Here is a 24,928-nt window from a genome sequence, read left to right as displayed (position 1 = left end):
TCAACCCTGCATCATGATGTCGACGACATCGTCACGATGAATGGAGCCGATAACCTTGCCGTCCCCGCCGGTGACGCCGATCAAACTACCGACACCGGTAAACTTCGGTGCCACCTCGGCAACGGTCGTGCGCACGTCGACGGTTGTTGCGGACGATGCGCGCGGCTCGGGCCGCATGACCGAACCGACCCTGACGACCTTGGCGCGCGCGACGTTGCGAGTAAACTCGGCCACGTACGGCGTCGCCGGATTGAGCACCAGTTCCTCCGGTGTGCCGGACTGCACCACCTCCCCGTCCTTCATGATGGCGATTCGGTCGGCGAGCCTAATCGCCTCGTCGAAGTCATGCGTTATGAAGACGATTGTCTTCTTCAGGACGGACTGCAGGCGCATGAATTCGTCCTGCATCTCGCGGCGGATGAGCGGATCGAGTGCGGAGAACGGCTCGTCGAGAAACCAGAGCTCCGGTTCGACGGCAAGCGAGCGGGCGATCCCCACCCGTTGCTGCTGTCCTCCGGAGAGCTGCCGGGGGAAGACATCTTCCTTGCCGGAGAGCCCGACGAGTTCGATCATTCTGCGGGCTCGCTCCTCGCGCTTCGCCCGTTCGACGCCCTGGACCTCAAGAGGAAACGCCACATTGGCGAGAACCGTCAGATGCGGCAGCAGCGCGAAGTGCTGAAAGACCATGCCCATCTGGTGACGGCGGATCTCGATCATGCGGGCATCGCTCGCCGCAAGCAGGTTCTCCCCGTTGAACAGGATTTCGCCGGAGGTCGGCTCGATCAGTCGCGACAGACATCGCACCAGCGTTGACTTTCCCGAGCCGGAGAGCCCCATGATGACGAAAATCTCGCCACTCTTCACCTCGAGGTTGACGTCGCGGACGGCTCCGACGAGTCCTGCCTCTGCGAGCTCTTCGACGCCCGGCTTTCCGCCCACGCCACGGAGCATCTCCCGCGCGCCTGCGCCGAAGATCTTCCAGACATTGCGACAGACGAGTTTGGCTTCAGAGGACATGAGGGTTCCGCAGGCTCGCATGGACAACTGGCGCCGTCAGACGGTCACGACGAGAATCCGACCGCCTGCCTCGACAGGCGGCCATATGGGCTGGCTCTGGGCGGGCTACTTCTTGATCCAGTCGGACCAGCGCGCCTCGTTTGCGGCCATCCAGGCCGCCACGACGTCTTCGAGCTTCTTGCCGTTGACATCGACGTCGGTGATCATCGCACCCATTTCGTCGTTGTTGACGTTGAAGGCCTTGATTGCCTCGTAAGCGCCCGGCCATTTGTCCTTCACGCCGACCCAACCGGCCTTCCAGATCGGCCCGAAGGGCTTGCCGCAGTCATAGGCCATGTCGGGATTGGAGCCCCAGCTCGCGTCGTTGTAACACTCGAGCGTATAGGTCGGGAACTCAACCCAATCGCCCTTGTATTTGGCGGGTGCCCAATGCGGCGCGTAGATCCACAGCATGATTGGCGCCTGGCGTTGATAGGCGCTTTCGAGTTCCGCGAAAAGGGCCGCGTCCGTGCCGGCATGGACGACTTCAAACGGCAGGTCGAGAGCCTCGACGCGTTCGTCATCGAAGCCACCCCAGGTTACGGGTCCGCCGAGATAGCGACCCTTCGGCGCCGTCTCGGCCGTGGAAAAGGCCTCCGCGCAGGCCGGCTCCTTCAGAGCCTCCCAATTCGGCAGGCCGGGGCATTTTTCCTTCATGTATTCCGGAAACCACCACTCCTCCTTCGCCTGCATCCCGGTCTCGCCGAGATTCTCGACCTTGCCGGTCGCTACCGCGTTATCGAGTGCCTCCTGTCCGGTTGTCGCCCATATCTCCATGGCGACGTCAAGGTCCCCTGTCTCCAGTCCGGCGAACTGCGCGAGGTAATCGGCCTGGACATATTCCACGGAATATCCGGCCTTCTTCAGCACTTCGCCCATGATGTTGGTCGTGATCAACTGACCGGTCCAGTCATGCAGGGTCAGCTTGATCGGATCCGTGGAGTCCTGTGCCATCGACGGCGCGGCCAGGGCCACGCCCGACAAAAGAAGAACGGCAGCGGACAGTCGCGACGCGCGCGCAAGATCGAGCATTCGAGTTCTCCCAGTAGAGCCCGTTGAAAGAGTGATGAACTGGCAAGGCACCCGACCGTCGTTCCCCGTACTTTTCGTATCTTCAGACGGGAGTGCGTGGCAGCAATCTCATGTCAGACACGATCGCTTGTCAACGCCAATTTGTGGCTTTTTGTGCTTTTTTGCCCGTTTTTGTGGCCAAACATTGCCGCCGCGGCTTTGCTGAGCTATGACCACGCTACGGAACGACGGGTTGAGATCATGGCTCCTTCGAAAAGGCACAGGGACATTCTTCGGCTGCTCGAACGCGACGGCACGGTCGCTGTCGCCGAGCTTGCAAGGAAGCTCAACGTCTCGCTGGAGACGATCCGCCGGGACATCAAGCCACTCGCCGGCAACGGCAGCGTGATCAAGCTGCACGGCGCGGTCAGCCTTCCCTCCATCGTCGGTGAGGCTCCATTTGAGAAACGGATGCGCGAAAACAGCGGCGCGAAGCGCGCGATCGCCGCGGCCGTCGCCGCGACGATCCGCGATGGCGACTCCATCATGATGGATACCGGCACGACGACGAGCTTCCTCGCCCGGGAACTGCTGGGGCATCGCCGCCTGACTCTCGTCACCAATTCCTCCGACATCGCCCGCACGCTCGCGACCGTCAACGACAACAAGGTCTATATGGCGGGCGGAGAACTGCGCAGCGACAACGGAGCAGCCTTCGGCACGACCGCCATCGAATTCGTCAGCCGCTTCGCCGTCACCCACGCAGTGATCTCCACCGGGGCGGTGAATGCCGGGGGCATTATGGATTTCGACCTAGAGGAAGCCGAATTCGCCCGCATGGTTCTGACGCGCGGCAAGCGCGCCCTTGTGGTGACCGACCACAGCAAGTTCGGGCGAGATGGGCTGGTCAGGGTGAGCGGCTTTGATGCGATCACGGCGCTTGCGACCGACAAGGCGCCGCCGCCGGACATCGCCGAAGCGCTCTCGGCTGCCGGCGCCGAATTGCTGCTGGCGTGAGCGGCGGGCGACCGAGACAAGCGCGACGCGCGGCCCAGTCGGAAAGATCGTTGATCGAATGGTCCCTGATAGATCTGATGCCCGCGATATTAAACCCATAGTGATGGGTTGATTAATTTAGAAAATTGCATTTATTGATCCATTATGAGGGTCAATTAATGCGTCTAGCGCTCCAAACCCATTTTGATGGCGAGTGGCATAACGCCGCGATTCTAGAATTAAAGGACGTCGCGGCGGGAATCCATGGCGCGTCCATAGTCGATTACGATCTCGGCTATTTCGTCAACGTGGCATCGACGGAATTCGCGACTGGCAAAACCGTCTGCGACCACCGCGCCCTGTCAGCGGGTTATCCCGTTGACCTCGAAAATCGATATAGCCGCAGTTGGCCGCCGTTCCTGTTGGATCTTATGCCCCAGGGACATGCTAGACGAAAGCTTGCCGACCACCTCGGGCTCGCTGAAGGCTCGCGCGCTTCTGATCTGCCACTGCTTTTGCGATCGGCGACGGGGGGCATCGGCAATATCCGAATCGAGGAAGCGACCGAGGCGGAAACGGAACGGCTGCGCGGTGTTGAGCGCCAGGGGGTTACAGAAGCAGAAATCCTTGAGCGCTCGGATCGCTTCATGGAAGTTGTCGACCGCTTCAGAATGCTGGCCTCCGGTTCCAGTGGCCTTCAAGGCGAATGGCCGAAGGTTTCGATGACCCAGGCGGCTGACGGGCTCTATTATCCCGACAGCTTCGTGACCGATGATGAGGCCGAGCGCCACGTCATCGTCAAGCTGGTACGCAGCAACGAGCCTGTGGACCGCCTGATCCTCGAAGGCGAAGCCATCTTTTCGCGGATCGCTCGAGAAATCGGTCTGAATGTCAGCGAGCCGTCAACGTCCGCCGAAGGCGTCCTGATCATTCCCCGTTTCGACCGGAAGAAGAAGGAAGGCGGCGGAACCGTCCGGGTGGGCCAGGAAAGCCTGGTTTCCGCGATCGGCGTTGCCGATTTCGGCCATGTCGGCACGCATGAGGCCTATATCGACGTTCTACGCCAATATTCCGCCAATCCCTTCGCGGACATCGTCGAATACCTGAAGCGCGACATCGCCAATCTGGCGCTCGGCAATCCCGACAATCACGGTCGGAATTCGGCCCTCAGTAAGCATCCGGACGGTACGATCCGTTTATCTCCGCTCTTCGATTTCGCGCCTATGCGGCTTGCCAAGGAAGGGATCGTTCGCTCCACACGATGGGCGATGATGCGTGACGGCGGTCTTGATCATCTTCCCGATTGGGAACGGATTTCCGCCGAACTGGTGCCTGATCCTGCGGAGCAGAGAGCGCTCGCTGCTGCGCTCTACGCGTTTGCCGGACAGCTTCGGCTCGCACCGGGCATGGCGAGGGATATGGGTGCGTCTCCGGAAGTTGTTGAGCGTGCAATGGGACGTTGCATGGAAATCACGGATGGTGTGCTGGCGGCGTGCCAGTGATGCCGGAGTACAGCTGAATGGCTCGTTGGAAGAAGCCCACGAAAGAAGAGGTCCTTGAAAACCGTCGCACGCTGGCCGAGCGTGCTCGAACCGGCGACCTGAGGCTGCCCGGTGCTGTGGCAGAAATCAGAAAGGGGATCGGCATGACGCAGGAGGAATTCGCCAGGATGCTTGGCCTCACCAGACGTCAGGTAGCCGAAATAGAGACGGGCGCTGCCAATCCGACGCTCGAGACACTGGTCAAGATTGGCCGACTGTTCGGGTTTTCGATCGGCTTCGTTCCCAAGGAGAGCTGATGGGAGTGGAGCCTTGTCCGCTTCGACCTCAGTCTTCTCCTTTTTGGCACTGCTGTCCAATGCCAATCAGCCGGCCGCCTCAGGCGCCCTCCTGGCCGTCGATGCCCTTTCCACAAGATGGCAGGCGAGTTCCAGCCGACGTGGCGGGAACGGCATGCCGGACAGGCTGTCACGCAAGAGGTCGAGGGCGGCCGAACCGATCTCCCGCATCGGAATGTGCATGGTCGTCAACGGCGGATTGAGGAAGGCTGCCTGCGGCAGGTCGTCCATGCCCATTACCGACACGTCGCGCGGGACGACATAGCCCATCTGCTGCACGCCGATCATTGCGCCGACGGCGAGGCTGTCGCCGGCCGCCAGGATGGCGGTAAAGTCGAGCCCGCGCTCCCGGATGCGCGAGACGATCGCCTGGGTGGCCAGTTCCGGCAGCCAGTCGTCGACCGGCACGACGAGGTCCGGGTCGGCGACGAGACCGTGGTGGAGAAGCGCGTCGCGCCAACCTTCGTAACGGCGCTCGATGGTGCGGCGCCCCGGCCGCATGAAAAAGAGGATGCGGCGGTGGCCCAGCCCGATCAGGTGATCCGCGGCGAGCCGCGCGCTCGAGCGGTTGCACGGCGTGACGCTCGAAAGCCGCATGAACGGGTCATCGCCGTTCAAGAGTATCACCGGCTTTTCAAAGCCGCGCGTGGCGGCAAGTAGCGCCTCGTCGTCAACCGTCAGGAACAGGAGGCCCAGGATTTCCGGATCATCCCTCGCCTCTTCGAGGAGCGTCAGCTCTTCCGCCTTGTCGGCGATCGGCCGCGTAATGATCTCCAGACCGAGCGCCTGCGCGCGTTCTTTCAATCCGTCCAGCACGTAAAGCGTGAACTGGTTTCTCACATAGTCGATCATCGCGGCGCTGGACGCTGCAAGAATAACCTTCCGCCCCGCGACGGCAGTTGGCACGACGTAATTCGCCGTTCGCGCCGCCTCCAGCACCTGCTGGCGGATCTCCGGCCGCACACCCTTTTCGCCCGCAAGTGCACGCGAGACCGTACTGAGGGAGACGCCGCACCGCTCGGCGATGTCCTCCAGGCGCACCTTCCTGCTCTTCTTTCCGCGTTTGCCGGGCAGTGGCTTCACAGTCATGTCACACCTCCCTTTTGACCAAAATGAGAAAAATTTTCAGATTGCGCAAGAAAAATCATTGGGCATTATCGAGTCAAATCCGTCCATCGGCGACCGCAGGGAGGAGCACCATGGGCCTGACCGGCCATGATATTCGCACAGGGCTCGATCTCCTTGTCGCCGGCATGACCGGCCTCAAGCACAGCGGTCGTTTTCACGAGCCGAACCTCGACGGGTCGGCCGGCGACTACATCAGCTTCGACAGCTGGGAATGGCCGCAAGGCGTCGGCCTCTATGGTCTCGTGCGCCTGTGGCTGCTGACCGGTCGCGAAGATCTGCGCAGACTTGTCGAGGACTGGTACGCCTCCCAGATTGCCGCCGGCCTGCCGGGCCTCAACGTCAACACGACGGCCCCGATGCTCGGCCTCTCGGTCCTCTGGTCGAAAACTCGCGATCCGCGGTGGCAACCCGTGCTCGATACCTGGGCAAACCGTGTGCTTTCCGAAATGGGCCGCACGCCGGAAGGCGGCTTCGAACACCACGTTTCCGATAGAATCAACGACAACGAGCTCTGGGACGACACGCTCTACATGGTGGCGCTCTTCCTCGCCTCCTACGGTGAAGCGAGCGGCCGGCGCGAGCTCGTCGACGAGGCCTCGCTCCAGTTCCTCGTCCATGCACACTATCTCGCAGACACACAGACCGGCCTCTGGTTCCATGGCTGGACCTTCGATGGGCGGCACAATTTTGCCCGTGCCCGCTGGGCGCGTGGCAATGCCTGGATCACCGCCGGCGTGCTCGACCTCTTCGATCTCGCCGAGCTCGACCGGCCGGTGCGGCGCTTCCTCGAAAGCGTGCTCGTGGCACAGGTCGACACCTTGCTCAGACTTCAGGCACCATCCGGCGCCTGGCGAACGCTGCTCGACGATCCGACGTCCTATGAGGAAATCTCCGCGACCGCCGGCATCGGCTACGGTCTCCTGAAAGGCTACCGCCTCGGCCTCGGCACGCCGGCCTGGCGCAACGCCGGGCTTCGGGCGCTCGAAGCGGTGATGCGCAACATTGACGAAAGCGGTACGGTGCTCAACGTCTCCTACGGCACCCGCATGGGCCATGACCTGCAGTTCTACAAGGACATCCCGATCCAGCCGACAGGCTACGGCCAGGCGCTGGCGATCCTGTGCCTCTCCGAGGCGCTCAACCATGTCGGAGCGGAGGGACAGGCCGCATGACGATGAAGGTACTCTACGGCGCCGGGCCGGAGGATGTGAAGGGGTATGACACGCAGCGCCTGCGCGACACCTTTCTGCTGACCGACCTCTTTGCCGACGACCAGGTCAATTTCACTTACACCCATATCGATCGCCTCATCCTCGGCGGGGCCGTGCCGGTGACGGCGAGCCTTGCCTTCGGCTCCGGCGCAGAGATCGGCACGCCCTATCTGCTCTCCGCCCGCGAGATGGGGATCGCCAATCTCGGCGGTACCGGCACGATCGAGGTGGATGGTCAACGCTTCACGCTCGAAAACCGCGACGTGCTCTATGTCGGCCGCGGCGCCCGGCAGATCAACGCCTCCAGCCTCTCGGCGGAGAGCCCTGCCCGTTTCTACATGAACTCCGTGCCCGCCGGCGCCGACATCCCGCACCGGCTGATCACCCGCCAAGAAGCGAAGCCCCTCGATCTCGGCGATGCGCGCCGCTCGAACAGGCGCCGGCTCGCAATGTACATCCACCCGGAGGTGGCGCCGTCCTGCCTGCTGCTCATGGGCATCACCGACCTTGCCGAAGGCAGCGCCTGGAACACCATGCCGCCGCATCTGCACGAGCGGCGGATGGAGGCCTATTGCTATTTCGACCTCTCGTCCGAGGACCGGGTCATCCACGTGATGGGACGGCCGGAGGAGACCCGCCACCTGATCGTTGCGAACGGTGAGGCGGTCCTCTCTCCCGCCTGGTCGATCCATATGGGTGCCGGCACGGGACCTTATGCCTTCGTCTGGGGCATGACCGGCGAGAACCAGGAATACAACGACGTCGCTCCCGTAGCCGTGGCTGATCTCAAATGACGAAAACGACCTTCCATATGAAAAAAGACCTGACCGCCGGCGCGGCCATCCGCTACTGGCAGCTCGGAGCAGTCGCCGAAGAGCGCTTCGACGTGCCCGATCAGCCGATGAAGGGCGAGATGGACCCCTTCTTCTTCCTGACCAAGCACAAGAACTTCATTCCGCACGAATATCCCTGCCGCACCCTCTTCGCAGACCGCTATCGCGGCAAACGTCCCGACGTTCGCGGCGCCTTTGAGGCCGCCCGCTGGTGGCTGCCCTTTGGTTCGCCGCGCCTCGATCTCTCCGGCTTCTGGTTCCGCCCGACACGCCTTGCCACCTGGGCACGGACCTTCATCGAGGCGGACGCAGCCAGAACGGCAAGGGTTCGTCTCGGCACGTGCGGCGGCGCCGTACTCTGGCTGAACGGCGAGGAAGCAGGCTGGATGGCGCCCTATAGCCGCAATCTCGAAGCCAAGGCGCAGTTCGACCTTCCGCTTCAGGAAGGCCTCAACGAAATCACCCTGTTCTTCGACGACCTTGCCGAGCGCGACGCCCGCTACTTCATCCAGCTCGATTATCTTTCGGGCCCGAAGGCCGCAGTCGCCCTGCCCGTTCCCTGCGAACCGTCCGCGGCAGAAGCGGTGGAAACCTCGCTCGACGGCATGCACTTCGACCGGCCGGCTTATTTCGACGGCGACATGACGCTGATCTTCGGCTCACCCCTGCCGATAGACGTCAAGGTCGCAGTCGCGGTCGAAGGCGACTTCATGTCGACCGAACGCTTCGACCACGATTTCCAGCTGAAGGCCGGCGAGACCCGCCTCGTCGTCGGCCCGTCGAGCACCATGCCGGCCGACTTTCGTCATTTCCGCGTGACGCTCGACGCGGAAGGTTTCGTCGCGGCCCGGTCGATCGGCGTCGAAATCTGCCACGCCGCCCGCCAGGGCGAAGCGCCGGAAACGTTGTCCGCTCGCATAGAGGAGGTACTCGACGAGATCTCCGAATATTCCGAGCGCGACACCGTGCGTGCTTTCGCACGCCTCGCCGGCGGCCGTGGCGGTGCAGACACCGATGCGATGATCGAGGAAATCCTGCCCTCGATCGAGGACTGCCACGACTGCGCCGATTTCTCGATCGTGCCGCTCATCTGGTCGCGCACCGCCTGGGCTAGCGATATCGGTGCTGCGACCCGCGCGCGCATCGACCGCGCCATCCTCGGTTTCCGCTACTGGATGGACGAGCCCGGCAACGACGTGCAGTGGTACTTTTCCGAAAACCACGCACTTCTCTTCCATGCCTCGGCCTACCTCGCCGGCAACCTTTTTCCTGAAGAGACCTTCGTGCGCTCCGGACGCAAGGGAGCGGACCAGCGCGCCGTGGGCGCTGCCCGGGTGCGCGCCTGGCTCGACCATTTCGAAGCCTGGGAAATGGCGGAATTCAACTCCGCCCCCTATTTCCCGATCGACCTCAAGGGGCTGACGGCGCTCGCCGCACTCGCGCCCGACGCGGACATCGCGACGCGTGCACGAAGAGGCGTCGTCCGGCTCTGCGAGATCGTTGCGCGTTCGGCCCATCACGGCATGCTGACCGCCGCGCAGGGCCGATCCTACGAGCATACGCTCTGCGCCGGCCGGTCGCTCGAACTCTCCGGTGTCGCCCGCCTTCTCTGGGGCCGGGGCTGGTACGGCCGACGCGTCCATGCCCTGCCGCAGCTTGCCGTCTGCCTGCGCGATCATGGCCTCGTCGTGCCGGAAGCGCTCGCCGACATCGCGAACTTTCGCTCTGAGCAGCATCAGGAATGGACTTTTGCCCAAGGCGAGAACCGCTTCGCAGCACTCTATCACTACAAGAGCCACGCCTTTGCCATGGGCTCGGTTGCCCATTATCGCTGGCATGATTGGGGCTATCAGGAAACCGTGCTGCATCTGAGGCTCGGCGAGCGACCGGAGGCGGCGATCTGGATCAACCATCCCGGGGAGACGATCCAGTTCGGCTATGGCCGCCCATCCTACTGGGGCGGCTGCGGCGCCGTCCCTCGCGTCCATCAGTATCGCGGGCTTGCAGTCCTCGATTTCCAAACGGTCGACGAACAGGTGGATTTCACCCATGCCTGGTTCCCTGTCGCGGAGTTCGACGAGAGCCGCATCGAGGGCAATCTCGCCCTCGCCCGCAGTGGAAGGGGCGCCGTGCTCCTGCGCGGCAGCGTGCCGTTCGAGCGCGTCGTCGAGGGACCGTCCGCTGATGCCGAACTGCGTCAGCGCGGCCGCAACACCCGATGGATCGTCCGCGTCTGCGAAGCCTCCGATCTCGCAAGCGTCGCGGCGCGCTTTGCCGGCCTCACTGTCCGGGAAGAGACGGACGGCACGTTTGTCATCGATGACCCGGAATATGGTCTCGTGCGCTTCCGGTCCGACGGCTCCGCGGAAGCGGAGGGCCGTACCATCGTGCCGGAGACATTCACCGTCGCCGGTATGGCGACGATGCTCCCGGCTCGCTAGCCGGCATGCCCCGCCCGCATGACGCCGGCGGGTTTCGAACATGGCGGGCGGGAGACCCGCTGAGTGAGGAGGAGGAACGACCATGAAGAAGACAAGAACCGTACTGGCGGCACTCGCCGTCGGGCTTCTGACATCCACGTCGGCGCTCGCCGGCGACGTGCGCATCATGTGGTATTCGGACGGCGTCGAAGGCGAGGTCCTGAAGGATTTGCTGGACCGCTTCATGAAGGAAAACCCGGGGATCAACGTCATCCTCGACAACGTCGCCTACAGCGTCGTGCGCGAGCAACTTCCCGTCCAGCTCGAAGCGGGCGCCGGTCCGGACATCGCGCGCGTAACGAACCTGAAGGCGCAGAGCCAGCACTGGCTCGACCTCCGTCCGCTCGTTGCCGATCCGGCTTATTGGGACGAGAATTTCGGCGCACAGGCCGACTGGATGCGGCCGGACGGTTCCAACCAGATCTCCGGCTTCATGACCCAGATCACACTCACCGGCGGCTTTGCCAACAAGACGCTGTTCGATCAGGCGGGCGTTGCCATCCCGGGCAAGGACGCGACCTGGGACGACTGGGCGAAGGCCGCCAAGCAGGTGGCTGAAAACCAGCAGGTGCCGTTCGCCATGGCACTCGACCGTTCCGGCCATCGCCTGACCGGCCCGATCCTTTCCTATGGCGGCAATTATGTCGGCGCCGACGGGAAACCGGCTCCTCTCGACCAGGGTGCCAAGGACTTCCTGACGAAGTTCGTCGGCTGGATCGGGGACGGCACGATGGGCAAGGACGTCTGGGTCTCGGCAGCAGGATCCACCTACCGCGCGGCCGCCGACGACTTCATCAACGGCCAGCTCGTCTATTACTATTCCGGCTCCTGGCAGGTGCCGAATTTCTCGACCAAGATCGGTTCGAACTTCGACTGGGTTGCGACCGGCAGCCCCTGTGGCCCGGCCAATTGCACCGGCATGCCGGGTGGCGCCGGCCTTGTGGCGATCAAGTACACCAAGAACCCGAAGGACGTGGCGAAGGTCATGGACTACCTCGCTCGCGAGGACATCGTGAAGGAATTCTCCGAGCGCACGCTGTTCCTGCCGGCCCATAAGGGGCTGCTCGCCAAGGGTCTCGACTTCAAGACCGACGACGCGCAGGCGAAGGAGGCGCTCAACACCTTCGTCTCGGCGACAGGCTCACTCTCCGAGCTTGCCCAGAAGCTGCCGGGCTGGTTCTGGTCCGACACCTTCTATGGCGCGCTCGTCACGCGCGTCAGCCAGGCAGCCGCCGGTGAGATGTCCGTCGACGAGGCCTTCACCCGCATCGACGCGGATATTGCAGCGAAGGTGAAGGATTCCGGCCTGTAAGGTCGTGGCGCCGTCGGCGCGTCTGCCACGGCCGGTCGACGCCGGTCGCGGCGGGGCTTGCGCCGCTGCACGCCGAAGGGGACATTCGCCCGCGCCGGGCGGATGTCTGCGGCCGGCCTGGGAGGAGAGGCATGAGAACGCACGATACCGGTAGAACCCGCCTGGGCGCGATCGTCGCGGCGCCGGTCCACCTCGTCATGGGCATTCTCGACACGCCGTTGCGCGCGCTGCAACGCGTCGCCGGGACCGGTGGCATGGCAGCCTTCTTCCTGATGCCCAACATGCTGATCTTCGGCATCTTCGTCCTGCTGCCCTTCTTCATCAACTTCGCCTATTCGATGACGGGCGGGACGGCCCTCTTCTTGCCCGACCGCACCTTCGTTGGTTCGGACCAGTATGCGCGCCTCTTCGATTGCGGGAGTTACGTCGATCCGGGCAGCTGCGTCGAAGACACCTTCTGGACGGCGGTCCGGAACACCGCTTCGTTCGTCGTCCTCCAGGTCTCGCTCATGATCCTGGTTTCGCTCGTGACGGCGCTGATCCTCAACCGCGACCTTGCCGCGCGCAGTTTCTGGCGGGCCGTCTTCTTCTTCCCCGTCCTCCTCTCGCCGGTCGTCGTCGGGTTGATCTGGAAATGGATCCTCCAGCGCCAGGGCCTTCTCAACTTCGGCCTCTATGGCCTCGGCTTCGATCCCTATGTCTGGCTCAACGACCGCAACTGGGCCTTCGCGGCCACCATCGGCGTGTCGATCTGGGCGCATATGGGCTTCTACACTCTGATCCTGCTCGCAGGCCTGCAGGCGATCCCGAAAGACCTCTACGAGGCCGCGGAAATGGACGGCACCCGACCGGCACGCGCCTTCAGGCGCATCACCCTGCCGCTCCTCATGCCGAACCTTCTCGTCGTCGTGGTGCTCGTGCTCATTCGCGCGGTACAGATCTTCGACGAGGTCTACGTGCTGACCGGCGGCGGGCCGGGGACGAGCACGCTCTATCTCACGCAATACATCTACGAGACCGGCTTTGCCGCACAACTGCGCAATCCCGGCTTAGCCGCCGCCGCCTCGATCCTGATGGGCGCCGTGCTCGTGGTCCTCACACTCGTCCAGCTCGGGCTCGGTCGCTCCGGCGAGAAGAAGGGAGCTCGGAAATGAGCGGGATCATTGGTTTCCTCACGCGCCGGAGAGGCGGCAAGGGCTGGCACTGGACAGACGTGGTCACCTGGGTCTGGCTCATCGGCGGGCTCATCATCATGTTCGGCCCGGCCGTTTGGCTGGTCGGATCGTCCTTCAAGTCGCCCGCGGCCCTGGCCGAGTTCCCGCCGACCATCCTGCCCTACATCACCCAGAAGGCGACGGTCGAGGGTTACGACAAGCCGCTCGACCTCTACGAGGCGACGCTCGAGGACGGCAGCACGGCGGTGCTCGCCGAAGTGCGGCGCATCGGCATCGTCAGCCAGATGGTCGATCCCGCAAAGCCCGGCGAGATCATCAAGGTCAACATCGCCAAGCGTCGCCCCGTGCGGGAAATGTCGTTTGCCACGACGAACTACACCGAGCCCTTCACCCATTTCGACTTCGTCCGCTATCTCTGGAATTCCGTCTTTGTGACGGTGACGGCGACGCTGATCACGCTCGTGGTCAACTCCATGGCCGCCTTCGCGCTGAGCAAATACGAATTCCGCGGCCGGGCGCTCGCCATGCTTCTCATTCTCGCAACCCTGATGGTCCCGCTATCGGTCATCATGGTGCCGCTCTATTCGATCGTTTCTGCACTCGGCCTGTTCAACAGCCTTTGGGGCGTGATCCTGCCGACCGTCGCCACCCCGACGGGCGTCTTCATCCTGCGCCAGTACATGCTGACCATCCCCGATGAACTGGTCGACGCGGCGCGGATGGACAAGGCGTCGGAATGGCAAATCTACTGGCGCATCATCCTGCCGCTGACAGCACCCGCACTCGCGGTACTTGCGATCTTCTCCGTCGTCTGGCGCTGGAACGACTTCCTGTGGCCGCTGATCGTGCTCTCGCGCAAGGAACTCTACACCCTCCAGGTGGGCCTCAGCATCTATTCGGGCGAGCTGAATGTGCAATGGCACTTCATCCTCGCCATGACCGTCGTGACCATGATCCCGGTCGTGCTGGTCTTCATCTTCCTGCAGCGCTTCATAACCACCGGCATCGCCGGAACCGGACTGAAATAGGGGAGCTCCATGGGGCATATCAGGCTCACCAACGTGAAGAAGTCCTTCGGCGCAGTCGACGTGATCCACGACATCAACCTGGAGATCGAAGACGGCGAGTTCGTCGTCTTCGTCGGTCCCTCGGGCTGCGGGAAGTCGACCCTCCTGCGCATGATCGCCGGTCTCGACCGGCCGTCGAGCGGTGAGATTGCAATCGACGGCAAGGTCGTCACCAAGGTACCCGCCGCCGATCGGGGCCTTGCCATGGTCTTCCAGTCCTATGCGCTCTATCCGCACATGAGCGTGCGGCAAAACCTCGCCTTCGGGCTGGAAAACACCCGCATGCCGAAGGCCGAGGTCGCCGAACGCATAGCCGAAGCGGCGCGGATGCTCGAAATCGAAGCCTATCTGGATCGCCGACCGGGCCAGCTTTCCGGCGGCCAGCGCCAGCGTGTCGCCATCGGCCGCGCGATCGTCCGGCGTCCCGTCGCCTTCCTGCTCGACGAGCCGCTGTCGAACCTCGATGCCGAGCTGCGCGGCTCCACCCGCGCCGAGCTTGCGGCGCTCCACAGGCGTCTTGCGGCAACGATGATCTACGTGACGCATGATCAGGTCGAGGCGATGACGCTCGCGGACCGTATCGTCGTGCTTCGCGCCGGGCGCATCGAGCAGGTCGGCACGCCGCTCGAACTCTACAATCGCCCCGCAAACCGCTTCGTCGCCGGCTTCATCGGTTCACCGCACATGAACTTCCTCGACGGCACCATCGAAGCGGCCGGTCCCGGGCGGACTGTCATTTCCCTCGCCGGCGGTCAGCAACTGGAACTGCCCTCGGCCGGCACGTCCGCGATGCCGGGGGCTCGCGTGACGGTCGGCATGCGACCGCAACACATCACGCTCGGCCGCGGCGAGAGCAATCTCTCCGCAAGACTGACGCTCGTCGAGGCGCTCGGCGCCGAAACGGTGCTGCATGCCGATCTCGCGGGCCAGAAAGTCCTCGTCGTCGCCCCCGGCCAGCACGACCTCGCGCCGGGCGCAACGATCGACCTCTCCTTCGCGGGTGCCCCGATTCATCTGTTCAGTGAAGCGGGGCTACGCCTCGAGAACGCGATCTGATCGGCCCACCAGCCGCACTTCGATGCGGCTGGCCAGTCCCGACTTCGGCCAGATCAGTCGACCACGACCGCAATGACCGAAACGCAATCGCCCGCCTTGACCAGACCGGGGAAATGACGGGCGCACAGGATGCCGCTCATCTTCGCCCGGATCTCCGAGGGCGCGACGCCGGTCCGGCCGACCGGGTAGATCCGCGCGACGAGGTCGCCGGCAGCAACCCGGTCTCCGAGATCGAACATCGGCTCTATGAGCCCCCCGTCCTCGGCGAAGGAAAAGCAGTCACCGTCCGGCATGTCGAGCCAGGTGGTCTCTGCCGGTGCGGCGCTTCCTTTCAGAATGCCGGCCGCCTTGAGCACGTTGGCGACACCGGCCTTGGCGATACCGATGCTCCTCGCCGTTGCCGTGCCGCCGCCCCCGAGCTCTGTGGTGACGAAGACCTTGCCCATTTCCTCGGCGGCGGTGTCGTACATGCCGACCGCATCGATCTCCAGCATCTTCATGGAATAGGGCGCGCCAAACGCCCTGACGTATTCGAAGGCCTTCGCTTCCTGCGCCTTGTCGGTAAGAACATGCGCAGCACAGAAGGGAAGGAAATCCAGCGTCTTTCCGCCCGAATGGAAGTCGAGCACGATGTCCGCGAGCGGCAGAAGCACCCGCTGGAAATAGTCGGCGATCTTCTCGGTGACGGTTCCATCCGGCCTGCCGGGAAAGCTGCGGTTCATGTTCCCCCTGTCGATCGGCGAGGTCCGGGTGCCGCCGAGGAAAGCGGGATAGTTCATCGCCGGAACGATGATCACCCTGCCGCGAACCTCATCCGCCTCGATCCTGCGCGCAAGGTCGAAGAGCGCGGCCGGCCCTTCATATTCGTCGCCGTGGTTGCCGCCGGTCAGAAGGGCCGTCGGCCCTTCCCCGTTCTTGACGACAGTGACCGGGATCATCACCGACCCCCAGGCGGAATCGTCCCGGCTGTAGGGCAGTCGAAGAAAGCCGTGCTGCACCCCTTGCGCGTCGAAATCGACCGTGGCGCTGATCGGCGATGGCCGCAAATTCTGTATGCCCATGAACTCAGTCCTTGACCATTAGCTTGCGCGGCACGGAGGCGAAGCATTCGGCCCCGTTCTCGGTGATCAGAATGCTCTCGGTCGTCTCGAAGCCCATGTCCTCGAGCCACAGGCCCGTCATGAAATGGAAGGTCATGCCGGGTCTCAGTTCGGTCTTGTCGCCGGGACGAAGGCTCATCGTGCGCTCGCCCCAATCCGGCGGATAGGAGAGCCCGATCGGATAGCCGGTGCGGTTGTCCTTCACGATGCCGTACTTCTTCAGAACGGCGAAGAAGGCGTTGGCAATGTCCTCGCAGGTATTGCCGGGTCTGGCGACTGCAAGCCCCGCCTCCATGCCTTCGAGCGTTGCCTTCTCGGCGTCGACAAAAGCTTGCGTCGGCTTCCCGAGGAAGACCGTGCGCGACAGCGGAACATGGTAGCGGTTGTAACATCCCGCGACCTCGAAGAAGGTTCCCTCCCCGCCCTTCATCGGCCTGTCGTCCCAGGTCAGGTGCGGTGCGGAGGCTTCCACGCCGGAAGGCAGAAGCGGAACGATCGCCGGATAGTCACCACCGATGCCGTCGACGCCACGGGTGCCCGCGTCATAGATTTCGGCGACGAGATCACACTTGCGCATGCCGACTTCGATCTTGTCGAAGATACGCTGATGCATCGCCTCGACGATGCGGGCCGCATTGCGCATATATTTGATCTCCGTCTCGCTCTTGACGGCACGCTGCCAGTTGACGAGCGCCGTCGCGTCGACGAAGCGCGCATTCGGCAGATGTTTCTGCAGCGAGGCGAAAGCGGCAGCGGAGAACCAGTAATTGTCCATCTCGACGCCGATCCTGAGCGCACCGAAACCCCGGTCGGAAAGGATTCCGGAGAGATAGTCCATCGGGTGCCGTTCGGTCGACTGCACATAGTGGTCCGGATAGCCGATGATGTTCTCGTGCTTGAGGTAGGCCGTCAGCTTCGCACCGTTGGCATCCTGCCCACGGCCGAACCAGATCGGCTCGCCGGATGGCGGCACGATCACCGCCTGATGGACGTAGAACGACCAGCCGTCATAACCCGTGAGCCAGGCCATGTTGGACGGATCGCTGACGATCAGCAGGTCGACGCCCTTAGCCTCCATGGCCTCCCGTGTCTTGCGCAGCCGCGCCTCGTATTCCGCAAGGGAAAATTTCAGTCTCGCTTGGGTCATGTCTCGTCCCTCTTTTAAGGCGATGCCGTTGTTCAGCTTTCGAATGTCGTCCCCGCACCTGCGGCACTCACCCGTGCGAAGGCGAGCGTGGCGATGGCGGTGTCCTGGATGCCGGTCCCTGTCAGGTCGGCAATTGTGATGTCGTCTGCCGTCGTTCGTCCGGGCTTGAGACCTGCAATCACCTGGCCGAGCTCGGCAAATTCCGCCTCTGGAGCCACGAGACCCGCTGCAATAGCGTAATGCAGTTCGCCGAGCCGGCGGGTCTGTTTCAGGCTGTCTGCAACATAAAGACCCCGGGCGATCGCACGCGGATCCAGTTCGTTCTTGTGTTCCGCGTCGGAGCCCATGGCCGTGACGTGTTGCCCCGGCTGCAGCCATTCTGCTCTTAGAACCGGGATGTCCGACGGCGTGGTGGTGACGATGATGTCGGCACCGTCGACCGCCGTTTCAGGATCGGTCTCCGCGCGCACCGGAATCGCGAGCCTCTCGGTGAGCACGCGTGCGGCAGCTTCGGCCTTCCCCTTGTCACGCGCCCAGAGACGCGCCTCGCGGATCGGACGAACGAGGGTCAGGGCTTCGAGCTGCAGCCCTGCCTGCATCCCGGCGCCGAAGATCGTTGCCACGGCCGCATCCTCCCGGGCGAGGTGCCTTGCAGCGACCGCCCCGGCGGCGGCCGTCCGCACGTCAGTGAGATAGCCGTTGTCGAGCAGCAGCGCTTCGACAAGGCCGGTTCGGCTCGACAGCAGCACCATCATGCCATTGGTGCTCGGCAGGCCGAGCTTTGGATTGTCGAAGAAGCCGGGGCTGATCTTGATCGCGAAACTGTCGAGGCCGGGCACGTAGGCCGTCTTCACGTCGACCTCGCCGCGGTGCTCGGGAATGTCGAGCCTAAGGATCGGCGGCATCGCCACCGCCCTGGTTGCAAGCGCATGGAAAGCGTTTTCGACACAGGCGACAGCGTCGCGGTCGAGCGGTACGATCGTCCGCAACTCGGCCTCCGTCAGAATCCTCATGCGTGTCATACCACTGCCTCCTTGCGGAACGGATTGTCTTGCCCGTTCATCACCCGCAGATGCAGGCCCATGTCGACATTGCGCCCGGAGAGGATGATAGCGATCGGTCCGTCGATCTCGATCTTTCCGGCGAGAATTGCCGCAATGCCCACGGCTCCTGCGCCTTCGACGATTTCACGTTCCTGCGCATAGGCATGCCGCATCCCGGCGGCGATTTCCGCCTCGGTCAGCAGGACGATATCGTCGAGCAGCTCGCTGCACATGCGGAAGGTCACGTGATTGTCGAGCCCGATACCGCCGCCGAGCGAGTCCGCGAGACTTGGATATTCCTCGACGAGAATCGGTTTTCCGGCGTCGAGGCTCACCTTCATCGCCGCACCGCGGTCCATCGTGATCCCGATCACCCGCGCCGTCGGCTTGCGGGCCTTGACCGCAGCCGCCACGCCAGCAGCGAGACCACCGCCTGAGAGCGGCACGAGCACTGTCGCCACGTCCGGCATCTGCTCGACGAGCTCAAGCCCCAATGTACCCTGCCCCGCCACCACGGCCGGGTGGTCGAAGGGCGGAATCATCACGAGACCTCTTTCGGCGACCAGCCGCTCGACCTGCTCCCGGGCCTCGTCCTGAGATTTTCCGACAATCCTGACATCGGCGCCGAGGCGGCGGATTTCCGAGATTTTGTTCTCCGGCACGAGGTGCGACATGCAGATCGTCGCAACCGAGCCTTCCGCCTTCGCCGCATGGGCAAGCGCCCTGCCGTGATTGCCGGTCGAGGCGGCGACCACGCCGCGCGCGCGCTCGTCGTGCGAAAGCGAAAGCACCGCATTGGTCGCGCCGCGCAGCTTGAAGCTGCCGGTCGCCTGGTGGTGCTCGAGCTTCAAACCGACCGGTACGCCGCAGCGCTCGCTGAGCGCCGACGAGAAGACGAGCGGTGTGTGAAGCACGCGTCCGGCAATGCATCGGGCGGCAGCCTCGATTTCCTCGATGCCCACGGGAAGAGCGGCATTCATGTCCAGGCTCCATCGAGCGACAACGCCATCAGCCGGCCGAGTTGAGGGCGAGCTTCGTCGTCGCCACAAAGACGCAGGCATGCCCAGGCGGTTGCATAATTGCTGCTGACGGCAGGCTTGCCGATCGCCGCCTCGATTTCGGCGATCACGCCGGCGGCGCGAACAGCCGTGCACGAGATGAAGAGTGCGTCCGACTCCGGCGCCATCGCCTCCTTCGCGAATGCCACGATCTCGGACGGCGCGATGCGCGCCATCTCCCGGTCGTCGGTGAGGCCGAGACAGGTGAAGCGGTCGATCTCGAAGCCAAGCGCGGAGAAATAGTCCGCCATCGGTCGGCTTGTCTCGATCGTATAAGGGGTCAGCACCGATATCCGTCTGGCACCAAGAGCCTTCAGACCCCGCACCGCCGCTGCGGTCGGCGTGACCACGGCCGTACCCGGCTTGGCCGAATTGACGGCCGCGGCAATCTCGGCGTCGCCGATGACCACGGAAGCCGAGGTGCAGGAATACATGACAACATCGAGCGTCTCGTCGGGCAGGATCAAACCTGCCGCCGCCGTCAGCGAGGGCTGCATGGCCCTGAGGTTCTCCGGCGTCACCGGATTGGCGTAGGGAATGCGGGCAACATAGACGCCGATGCGGTCGGATGCGACCAGGCGCTGGAAATCCACCTCTGTCGTGTGATCCGTCGCCAGGATGATGAGGCCGACGCGCTTGTCGAGCGGTCGCGGATCAAGCCGGGGCGGACGCGTGGCAAGCGAAATTGAAACCGGGCCCGTCATCAACGTTCCTCCACCCGTGCGTAGCGCTCTTCCAGAAAGCGGAGGAAGACGACCGAGATCAGGCTTATGATTAAGAAGAAGACGCCAACGAGAGTCATCGGTTCGATGTAGCGATAGTTGCTGTTGGCTATGCTCTTGGCCTGGTTCATGAGCTCCAGCACCGTGATTGCGGAAAGGAGCGGCGTCTCCTTGAACATGGCGATCAGGTAGTTCGCGAGCGCCGGGATCATTGGCGGTATCGCCTGCGGCAGGATCACGTGGATCCACGTCTGGCGTTCCGTCAGGTTCGTCGCCCTGGCCGCCTCCCACTGGCCGCGCGGAACATTCTCGATGCCCGCCCGATAGACCTCCGCGGCATAAGTACCATAGTGGATGCCAAGGCCGATGACGCCGGCAAGCAACGCCGGCAGGCGTATGCCGATGTCCGGCAGCACATAGAAGATGAAATAGAGCTGCACGAGCAGCGGCGTACCGCGAATGAACTCGACGGCAAAACTGGTGGTGCGCGCAATCGGCACTGGGGCGGCCATCCGGATCACCGCGAAGGCGAGCCCGAGCACCGCAGCCACGGCTGCACCGAGGACGGTCGCAAGGATGGTGATTTTGGCACCCTCGAGAAGCGTCGGCATGATCTGGCGGACGAATTCCCAATCCCATTCCATGGTCAGACCCTCACACCATCGAGACCGCGGCTGGCGCGCCGTTCGAGCCAGCGCATGCCGAACGAAATGACCGAAGCCATGAAGAAGTAGAGCACCAGGATGGTCGCGAACGGGATCAGCGTGCTGCCGGTCTGTGCCCTCACCACCTGAGCCTGGAACGTCATGTCGGTCAGCGAGATCAGCGAGACGACGGCGGTCCCTTTCAACAGTTCGATCGCGTTGTTGCCGAAGGTCGGTAGCATCAGCGGCAAGGCCTGCGGCAGGATCACGTGCCGCATCGCCTGGCGACGCGTGAGATTGAGCGCGATACAGGCCTCCCGCTGCTCGCGTCCGATCGCCTTGACCGCGCCGCGCACGACCTCGGCCCCGTAGGCACCGACATTGAGTCCGAGCGCCAGCACGCCTGCCTGAAGCGGCGTGAGCGTGATGCCGGCGAACGGCAGCACGAAATAGGCCCAGAAGAGCTGGACGAAGATCGAGGTGCCGCGGAAGAACTCGATATAAGTCGTGGCGAGTGCGCGCACGGCCATGAAACGGCTGACTCGCCCAAGCCCGGCCGCAAAGGCCGCCACGAGGGCGAGTGCCGAACCCATGAGGGTCAGTTGCACCGTCACCCATGCGCCTTCGAGGATCAATCCGATGTAACCGGACCAGTCGATCATTGTTCAAACGTTCCCGTGGAATTCGGTTGGCTGTCGGCGGCGTCCAGCGCCTCCCCTCCGGCGGAGCGGAGAGAAGGCTGACGATGCAAGGAAGCGCCGGCCTACTTGGCTGCGCAGAGCTTCTCGCGCGACGTCGACATCGCCGCCTTCGCCGAAAAGCCGTAGGGCTCGATGATCTTCGCGAACTCACCCGATTCCTTGATCTTCGCGAGCTCGACGTCGAAGGCATCCCGCAGGGCCTCGTCGCCCTTCCTGAAGGCTGCGCCATCGCAATAGACCGGCGCACCTTCGACGGGCGCCACGACTTCAAGCGTCGGATCGTTGGCCTTCTCGATCAGGCTATGGATGGAGAGAACCGGCAGCGAATAGACGTCGATGCGGCCATCCTGGAGCATCTTGAGACCACTTTGCCCGTCGGGCACGACGATAACGCGATCACGCGGTACGCCGGCGTCGAGCGCCAGTTTTTCCTCGGTGCCACCGCCAGGTGTGCCGATCTTCGCATCGGGATTGTCGGCAATATCCTTGTAGCTCTTCAAGCCCAGCGGATTACCCTTCTTAAGGGCGAAGGCCTCCGCGTCGCACAGGATCGGCTCGGAATAGGCAACAGCCGAGCAGCGCTCCGGCTTCATGAAGAGCCCGGCGGTGATGGCATCATGACGCCCGGCCTGCAGGCCCGGGATCATTGCACCATATTCGGAGATCGATGCGACGACGTCGGCAACGCCGAGGCGCTTGAAGACTTCACGGGCGACGTCGGGTGCAGCACCGGAAACCTTGCCGTCGGCACCGACGGCCGTGAATGGTGGCTCATTGGCGATCGCAATGCGCGCGAAGCCCTGGGCTTTAAGTTCCTCCAGCTTGTTTTCGTCTGCTGTCGCGGGCATTGCCGCCGCCATTGCCATCAAGGCGGTTGCGCCTGCCGCGACAGAAATCCAGTCTCTCAGTTTCATTGTTCCCGTCTCCTCTGTTGTTGTCTTGGTGGTCATGCGTCAGGCAGGCACTGAGTTGGTGCTCAGACGCGATGCCCGGCCGCGATGATCTTGCGCAGGAAGGCCTGGGTGCGTTCCTGGGTCGGGTGCTGGAAGATGTCCTCGGGCTTGCCCTCCTCGACGATCTTGCCGCGGTCGAAGAAGAGCACCCGATCGGCAAAATCATGGGCAAAGCCCATCTCGTGGGTCACGAGCAACATTGTCATGTCGGTCTCCTCGCCGAGCTTGCGCATGACGTTCAGCACCTCCTCGACGAGCTCGGGATCAAGCGCGGAGGTCACCTCGTCGAACAGCATGATCTTCGGGGAAAGTGCCAATGCGCGGGCGATGGCAACACGCTGCTTCTGTCCGCCGGACAGCTGGGCGGGCATGTTCTTCGCCTTGTCGGCCAGTCCCACCATGTCGAGAAGCTCCATCGCCCGCCTCTCGGCATCCGCTCGCGCGATGCCCTTCGTCAGCATCGGCGCGAGCGTTACGTTGTCGAGCACGCATTTGTGGGGAAAGAGATTGAAGTGCTGGAAGACCATGCCGGTCTTCTCGCGCATCTTATGCAGGTGACGCTCATCAGCGGGAACGAGGTGATCCCCCTTCGCCATGTGATAGAGCTGCTCGCCCTCGACCTGGATGAAGCCGCCGCTGATGCTTTCGAGTGTCATCAGGATGCGCAGGATCGTCGTCTTGCCAGAGCCGGAGGGGCCGATCAGCGCGAGTTTTTCACCGGGCATGACCTCCATCGACAGCCCGTCCAGCACCGTCAGGTGACCGTATCTCTTCACGATATTGTCGATGCGGATGATCGGCTCGGGCATTCGTGTCTCTCTCCCTTTGAGACAGATGATGACCTAACGATGATGCGCCTCTAAAATCATGTCAATTGCAATAATAATCTCATGACAATTATTATGAAGACGCCCAAATCATGGGCGCCAAAGTCAAATCGCGAGCAACAGCGCCTCCGGATCACCCAGCGCCAGTGATGTGATAATGCCGAGACCGGCCCTCAGTTCCTGTTCCGTCGTCGAGCCCAGCGAAATCCGGACGGCGGGATGCCAACCGCTGTCGGCCGTGCGGAAAGACGCACCCGGAGCGATCGCAACGCCGCGCAGTCTCGCCTGGGAGACGAATGCGTCCTCCAGATGTCCCTCCGGAAGCGGCAACCAGACATGCAGGCCCTGCGGATGGCTGCGGTGGGGAAGCCTGCCCAATGTCTCCTCGGCGATCTCGTGGCGAGTGGCCAGCGCCCGGCGCTGCCAGTTCACGAGTTCCATCGCGGTGCCGTCGCTCACCCAGCGTGTCGCGATTTCGGCGATCGACGGCGTCGCCATCCAGTTCGAGACGAGGTGCCGGTTGGCGACGGCGGCAACGTAGCGATCCGGCGCCGCCAGATAGCCAATCCGCAGGCCCGGAACGGTAATCTTCGTGAAACTGGTCACATAAAGGGTGCGTTCCGGCGCGAGTGCCGCGACCGGCGGCAAGCGCTCCTCCACCAGCGGACCGAGGATGTCGTTTTCGATGATGGCCAGGTCGTGCCGTCGCGCGACCTCGGCGAGCGCCGCCCGACGCTCGACACTCATCAGCGTCGCCGTCGGGTTTATGACCGAGGGTTGCAGGAAGATCGCGCGAATGACGCCTTTCCGGCACGCCTCGTCGAGCGCTTCGGGGATCATGCCATCATCGTCGATCGGCAGGCCCTGGAGGTGAATTCCGAGATAACTCGACAGCGGCACCAGCGTATGGTGGCTGATGGCCTCTGTAGCAACCGTCGACCCGGGCGGCGCAACGCTCATCAGCGCCACCGTCATCGCAGACGTCGCACCATTGGTGAGGCTGATATTGAGCGGCGAGACATCGAGTCCACACTGCGACAACCACTGGGCCGCGACGTTGCGATGGCGCGGGAACACCATGTTCGGCCGGAAAGAAAGCGCCGAACTCGCCGGCAGGTTCTCGGCGAGCCAGGCAAAGCCCTGCCGCATCTTTTCGAGATGGATCTGTTCGCAGACCGGCTTGAGGATCGAAAGATCGATCAGTTCGCCCAGCCGCTCCGGGAGATACGGCGGCTCGGGTTCGCGCGAGCGGGTCTGCACGAAGCTCCCGCGGCCGATTTCGCCAGAGATCAGTCCTCGCCGGATGAGTTCGTCATAGGCCCGACTCACCGTCTGAACCGAGAGCTTCAGGTCGTCGGCGAGCTTGCGATGGGTGGGAAGTCGCGCGCCGTTCTGAAGCTTTCCCTCCTGGATGGCGCGAGCAAACTGATCGGCCAGGGACAGGTAGGCAGGGCGGCGCAGGAGTGTTGTGTCAGGTGTCCAATTTGTCATGATTTTAACAGTGATGAAAATCAGCTCAATTGACAACGCAAAAGTGAACACCCAATGTCTTTTCCCTGATTTTGACGTGA

General features: G+C 63.3%; 23 protein-coding genes. 10 read left to right on the top strand and 13 right to left on the bottom strand.

Annotated elements, in window-relative coordinates:
• Positions 1 to 1,017 carry a quaternary amine ABC transporter ATP-binding protein gene (locus tag ACM6UT_RS11440; protein ID WP_416797464.1) on the bottom strand — a complete coding sequence of 339 codons (1,017 nt, stop codon included), beginning with the start codon at positions 1,015 to 1,017 and terminating at the stop codon, positions 1 to 3.
• A 105-nt stretch (positions 1,018 to 1,122) separates the two neighbouring features.
• The gene (locus ACM6UT_RS11435) at positions 1,123 to 2,088 is read right to left on the bottom strand and encodes an ABC transporter substrate-binding protein (RefSeq protein WP_416797463.1); all 966 of its coding nucleotides are present in this window, start codon (positions 2,086 to 2,088) and stop codon (positions 1,123 to 1,125) included.
• A 240-nt stretch (positions 2,089 to 2,328) separates the two neighbouring features.
• Between ACM6UT_RS11435 and ACM6UT_RS11430 the strand changes: the two genes are divergently transcribed.
• The 3 genes from ACM6UT_RS11430 (at position 2,329) to ACM6UT_RS11420 (ending at position 4,861) form a co-directional block, all read left to right on the top strand.
• Positions 2,329 to 3,084: a DeoR/GlpR family DNA-binding transcription regulator gene (locus ACM6UT_RS11430; protein ID WP_416797462.1), complete on the top strand. Its 756-nt coding sequence runs from the start codon at positions 2,329 to 2,331 to the stop codon at positions 3,082 to 3,084.
• A 158-nt stretch (positions 3,085 to 3,242) separates the two neighbouring features.
• On the top strand, positions 3,243 to 4,565 hold the full coding sequence (locus ACM6UT_RS11425) for a type II toxin-antitoxin system HipA family toxin (protein ID WP_416797461.1): 1,323 nt from the start codon (positions 3,243 to 3,245) through the stop codon (positions 4,563 to 4,565).
• A 17-nt stretch (positions 4,566 to 4,582) separates the two neighbouring features.
• On the top strand, positions 4,583 to 4,861 hold the full coding sequence (locus ACM6UT_RS11420) for a helix-turn-helix transcriptional regulator (protein ID WP_416797460.1): 279 nt from the start codon (positions 4,583 to 4,585) through the stop codon (positions 4,859 to 4,861).
• Positions 4,862 to 4,927: 66 nt separating this feature from the next.
• Here the strand turns inward: ACM6UT_RS11420 and ACM6UT_RS11415 are convergent, their stop codons facing one another.
• Complete coding sequence (locus tag ACM6UT_RS11415) at positions 4,928 to 5,989, bottom strand: LacI family DNA-binding transcriptional regulator (RefSeq protein ID WP_416797459.1); 1,062 nt, start codon at positions 5,987 to 5,989, stop codon at positions 4,928 to 4,930.
• Between the two features lie 110 nt (positions 5,990 to 6,099).
• Between ACM6UT_RS11415 and bglB the strand changes: the two genes are divergently transcribed.
• The 7 genes from bglB (at position 6,100) to ACM6UT_RS11380 (ending at position 15,162) form a co-directional block, all read left to right on the top strand.
• Positions 6,100 to 7,200 carry a beta-galactosidase BglB gene (gene bglB, locus ACM6UT_RS11410; protein WP_416797458.1) on the top strand — a complete coding sequence of 367 codons (1,101 nt, stop codon included), beginning with the start codon at positions 6,100 to 6,102 and terminating at the stop codon, positions 7,198 to 7,200.
• Positions 7,197 to 8,033, top strand: a complete 837-nt coding sequence (gene kduI, locus ACM6UT_RS11405; RefSeq protein WP_416797457.1) for a 5-dehydro-4-deoxy-D-glucuronate isomerase — start codon at positions 7,197 to 7,199, stop codon at positions 8,031 to 8,033. Before bglB ends, kduI begins: the two co-directional genes overlap by 4 nt.
• Positions 8,030 to 10,513, top strand: coding sequence for a hypothetical protein (locus ACM6UT_RS11400; protein ID WP_416797456.1), 2,484 nt, complete (start codon positions 8,030 to 8,032; stop codon positions 10,511 to 10,513). Before kduI ends, ACM6UT_RS11400 begins: the two co-directional genes overlap by 4 nt.
• Before the next feature lie 82 nt (positions 10,514 to 10,595).
• On the top strand, positions 10,596 to 11,864 hold the full coding sequence (locus tag ACM6UT_RS11395; protein WP_416797455.1) for an ABC transporter substrate-binding protein: 1,269 nt from the start codon (positions 10,596 to 10,598) through the stop codon (positions 11,862 to 11,864).
• 131 nt (positions 11,865 to 11,995) lie between these two features.
• A complete protein-coding gene (locus tag ACM6UT_RS11390; RefSeq protein WP_416797454.1) occupies positions 11,996 to 13,018 on the top strand; it encodes a carbohydrate ABC transporter permease in 1,023 nt (340 codons plus the stop codon).
• On the top strand, positions 13,015 to 14,067 hold the full coding sequence (locus ACM6UT_RS11385) for a carbohydrate ABC transporter permease (protein ID WP_416797453.1): 1,053 nt from the start codon (positions 13,015 to 13,017) through the stop codon (positions 14,065 to 14,067). The genes ACM6UT_RS11390 and ACM6UT_RS11385 overlap by 4 nt, the downstream gene beginning before the upstream one ends.
• Positions 14,068 to 14,076: 9 nt before the next feature.
• Positions 14,077 to 15,162: an ABC transporter ATP-binding protein gene (locus ACM6UT_RS11380; protein ID WP_416797452.1), complete on the top strand. Its 1,086-nt coding sequence runs from the start codon at positions 14,077 to 14,079 to the stop codon at positions 15,160 to 15,162.
• A gap of 53 nt (positions 15,163 to 15,215) precedes the next feature.
• Here the strand turns inward: ACM6UT_RS11380 and doeB are convergent, their stop codons facing one another.
• The 10 genes from doeB to ehuR form a co-directional block, all read right to left on the bottom strand.
• The gene (gene doeB / locus ACM6UT_RS11375; protein ID WP_416797451.1) at positions 15,216 to 16,223 is read right to left on the bottom strand and encodes a N(2)-acetyl-L-2,4-diaminobutanoate deacetylase DoeB; all 1,008 of its coding nucleotides are present in this window, start codon (positions 16,221 to 16,223) and stop codon (positions 15,216 to 15,218) included.
• A gap of 4 nt (positions 16,224 to 16,227) precedes the next feature.
• Positions 16,228 to 17,409: an ectoine hydrolase DoeA gene (gene doeA / locus ACM6UT_RS11370; protein ID WP_416797450.1), complete on the bottom strand. Its 1,182-nt coding sequence runs from the start codon at positions 17,407 to 17,409 to the stop codon at positions 16,228 to 16,230.
• 32 nt (positions 17,410 to 17,441) lie between these two features.
• Entirely contained in the window at positions 17,442 to 18,431 is a 990-nt protein-coding gene (eutC, locus tag ACM6UT_RS11365; RefSeq protein WP_416797449.1) for an ectoine utilization protein EutC, read from the bottom strand.
• The gene (gene eutB / locus ACM6UT_RS11360) at positions 18,428 to 19,432 is read right to left on the bottom strand and encodes a hydroxyectoine utilization dehydratase EutB (RefSeq protein ID WP_416797448.1); all 1,005 of its coding nucleotides are present in this window, start codon (positions 19,430 to 19,432) and stop codon (positions 18,428 to 18,430) included. The genes eutC and eutB overlap by 4 nt, the downstream gene beginning before the upstream one ends.
• On the bottom strand, positions 19,429 to 20,214 hold the full coding sequence (eutA, locus tag ACM6UT_RS11355) for an ectoine utilization protein EutA (RefSeq protein ID WP_416797447.1): 786 nt from the start codon (positions 20,212 to 20,214) through the stop codon (positions 19,429 to 19,431). The genes eutB and eutA overlap by 4 nt, the downstream gene beginning before the upstream one ends.
• On the bottom strand, positions 20,214 to 20,876 hold the full coding sequence (gene ehuD / locus ACM6UT_RS11350; RefSeq protein WP_416797446.1) for an ectoine/hydroxyectoine ABC transporter permease subunit EhuD: 663 nt from the start codon (positions 20,874 to 20,876) through the stop codon (positions 20,214 to 20,216). Before ehuD ends, eutA begins: the two co-directional genes overlap by 1 nt.
• A gap of 2 nt (positions 20,877 to 20,878) precedes the next feature.
• Positions 20,879 to 21,538 carry an ectoine/hydroxyectoine ABC transporter permease subunit EhuC gene (gene ehuC / locus ACM6UT_RS11345; RefSeq protein ID WP_416797445.1) on the bottom strand — a complete coding sequence of 220 codons (660 nt, stop codon included), beginning with the start codon at positions 21,536 to 21,538 and terminating at the stop codon, positions 20,879 to 20,881.
• 101 nt (positions 21,539 to 21,639) lie between these two features.
• Positions 21,640 to 22,491 carry an ectoine/hydroxyectoine ABC transporter substrate-binding protein EhuB gene (gene ehuB, locus ACM6UT_RS11340; protein ID WP_416797444.1) on the bottom strand — a complete coding sequence of 284 codons (852 nt, stop codon included), beginning with the start codon at positions 22,489 to 22,491 and terminating at the stop codon, positions 21,640 to 21,642.
• Positions 22,492 to 22,553: 62 nt separating this feature from the next.
• Positions 22,554 to 23,339 (bottom strand): ectoine/hydroxyectoine ABC transporter ATP-binding protein EhuA, encoded by a 786-nt coding sequence (gene ehuA, locus ACM6UT_RS11335; protein ID WP_416797443.1) that lies wholly within the window; start codon positions 23,337 to 23,339, stop codon positions 22,554 to 22,556.
• Between the two features lie 123 nt (positions 23,340 to 23,462).
• Positions 23,463 to 24,848, bottom strand: a complete 1,386-nt coding sequence (ehuR, locus tag ACM6UT_RS11330; RefSeq protein WP_416797442.1) for a MocR-like ectoine utilization transcription factor EhuR — start codon at positions 24,846 to 24,848, stop codon at positions 23,463 to 23,465.
• Positions 24,849 to 24,928 lie beyond the last annotated feature (80 nt).

The sequence above is a fragment of the Ciceribacter azotifigens genome (genome assembly GCF_048159625.1).
Taxonomy (GTDB): domain Bacteria; phylum Pseudomonadota; class Alphaproteobacteria; order Rhizobiales; family Rhizobiaceae; genus Allorhizobium; species Allorhizobium azotifigens.
Note: the sequence above shows the minus strand (reverse complement) of the source record. Positions and strands in the feature narration are given on the sequence as shown.

What these genes read in the sequence shown, in the direction of transcription:
- ACM6UT_RS11395 (WP_416797455.1), top strand. Translation starts at nt 10,596, where the DNA reads ATGAAGAAGACAAGAACCGTACTGGCGGCACTCGCCGTCGGGCTTCTG.
- ACM6UT_RS11430 (WP_416797462.1), top strand. Translation starts at nt 2,329, where the DNA reads ATGGCTCCTTCGAAAAGGCACAGGGACATTCTTCGGCTGCTCGAACGC.
- ACM6UT_RS11435 (WP_416797463.1), bottom strand. Translation starts at nt 2,088, where the DNA reads ATGCTCGATCTTGCGCGCGCGTCGCGACTGTCCGCTGCCGTTCTTCTT.
- kduI (WP_416797457.1), top strand. Translation starts at nt 7,197, where the DNA reads ATGACGATGAAGGTACTCTACGGCGCCGGGCCGGAGGATGTGAAGGGG.
- eutB (WP_416797448.1), bottom strand. Translation starts at nt 19,432, where the DNA reads ATGAATGCCGCTCTTCCCGTGGGCATCGAGGAAATCGAGGCTGCCGCC.
- ACM6UT_RS11390 (WP_416797454.1), top strand. Translation starts at nt 11,996, where the DNA reads ATGAGAACGCACGATACCGGTAGAACCCGCCTGGGCGCGATCGTCGCG.
- ehuD (WP_416797446.1), bottom strand. Translation starts at nt 20,876, where the DNA reads ATGGAATGGGATTGGGAATTCGTCCGCCAGATCATGCCGACGCTTCTC.
- ACM6UT_RS11400 (WP_416797456.1), top strand. Translation starts at nt 8,030, where the DNA reads ATGACGAAAACGACCTTCCATATGAAAAAAGACCTGACCGCCGGCGCG.
- doeB (WP_416797451.1), bottom strand. Translation starts at nt 16,223, where the DNA reads ATGGGCATACAGAATTTGCGGCCATCGCCGATCAGCGCCACGGTCGAT.
- bglB (WP_416797458.1), top strand. Translation starts at nt 6,100, where the DNA reads ATGGGCCTGACCGGCCATGATATTCGCACAGGGCTCGATCTCCTTGTC.
- ehuA (WP_416797443.1), bottom strand. Translation starts at nt 23,339, where the DNA reads ATGCCCGAGCCGATCATCCGCATCGACAATATCGTGAAGAGATACGGT.
- ACM6UT_RS11415 (WP_416797459.1), bottom strand. Translation starts at nt 5,989, where the DNA reads ATGACTGTGAAGCCACTGCCCGGCAAACGCGGAAAGAAGAGCAGGAAG.
- ACM6UT_RS11420 (WP_416797460.1), top strand. Translation starts at nt 4,583, where the DNA reads ATGGCTCGTTGGAAGAAGCCCACGAAAGAAGAGGTCCTTGAAAACCGT.
- ehuB (WP_416797444.1), bottom strand. Translation starts at nt 22,491, where the DNA reads ATGAAACTGAGAGACTGGATTTCTGTCGCGGCAGGCGCAACCGCCTTG.
- ACM6UT_RS11425 (WP_416797461.1), top strand. Translation starts at nt 3,243, where the DNA reads ATGCGTCTAGCGCTCCAAACCCATTTTGATGGCGAGTGGCATAACGCC.
- ACM6UT_RS11380 (WP_416797452.1), top strand. Translation starts at nt 14,077, where the DNA reads ATGGGGCATATCAGGCTCACCAACGTGAAGAAGTCCTTCGGCGCAGTC.
- doeA (WP_416797450.1), bottom strand. Translation starts at nt 17,409, where the DNA reads ATGACCCAAGCGAGACTGAAATTTTCCCTTGCGGAATACGAGGCGCGG.
- eutA (WP_416797447.1), bottom strand. Translation starts at nt 20,214, where the DNA reads ATGACGGGCCCGGTTTCAATTTCGCTTGCCACGCGTCCGCCCCGGCTT.
- eutC (WP_416797449.1), bottom strand. Translation starts at nt 18,431, where the DNA reads ATGACACGCATGAGGATTCTGACGGAGGCCGAGTTGCGGACGATCGTA.
- ehuC (WP_416797445.1), bottom strand. Translation starts at nt 21,538, where the DNA reads ATGATCGACTGGTCCGGTTACATCGGATTGATCCTCGAAGGCGCATGG.
- ACM6UT_RS11440 (WP_416797464.1), bottom strand. Translation starts at nt 1,017, where the DNA reads ATGTCCTCTGAAGCCAAACTCGTCTGTCGCAATGTCTGGAAGATCTTC.
- ACM6UT_RS11385 (WP_416797453.1), top strand. Translation starts at nt 13,015, where the DNA reads ATGAGCGGGATCATTGGTTTCCTCACGCGCCGGAGAGGCGGCAAGGGC.
- ehuR (WP_416797442.1), bottom strand. Translation starts at nt 24,848, where the DNA reads ATGACAAATTGGACACCTGACACAACACTCCTGCGCCGCCCTGCCTAC.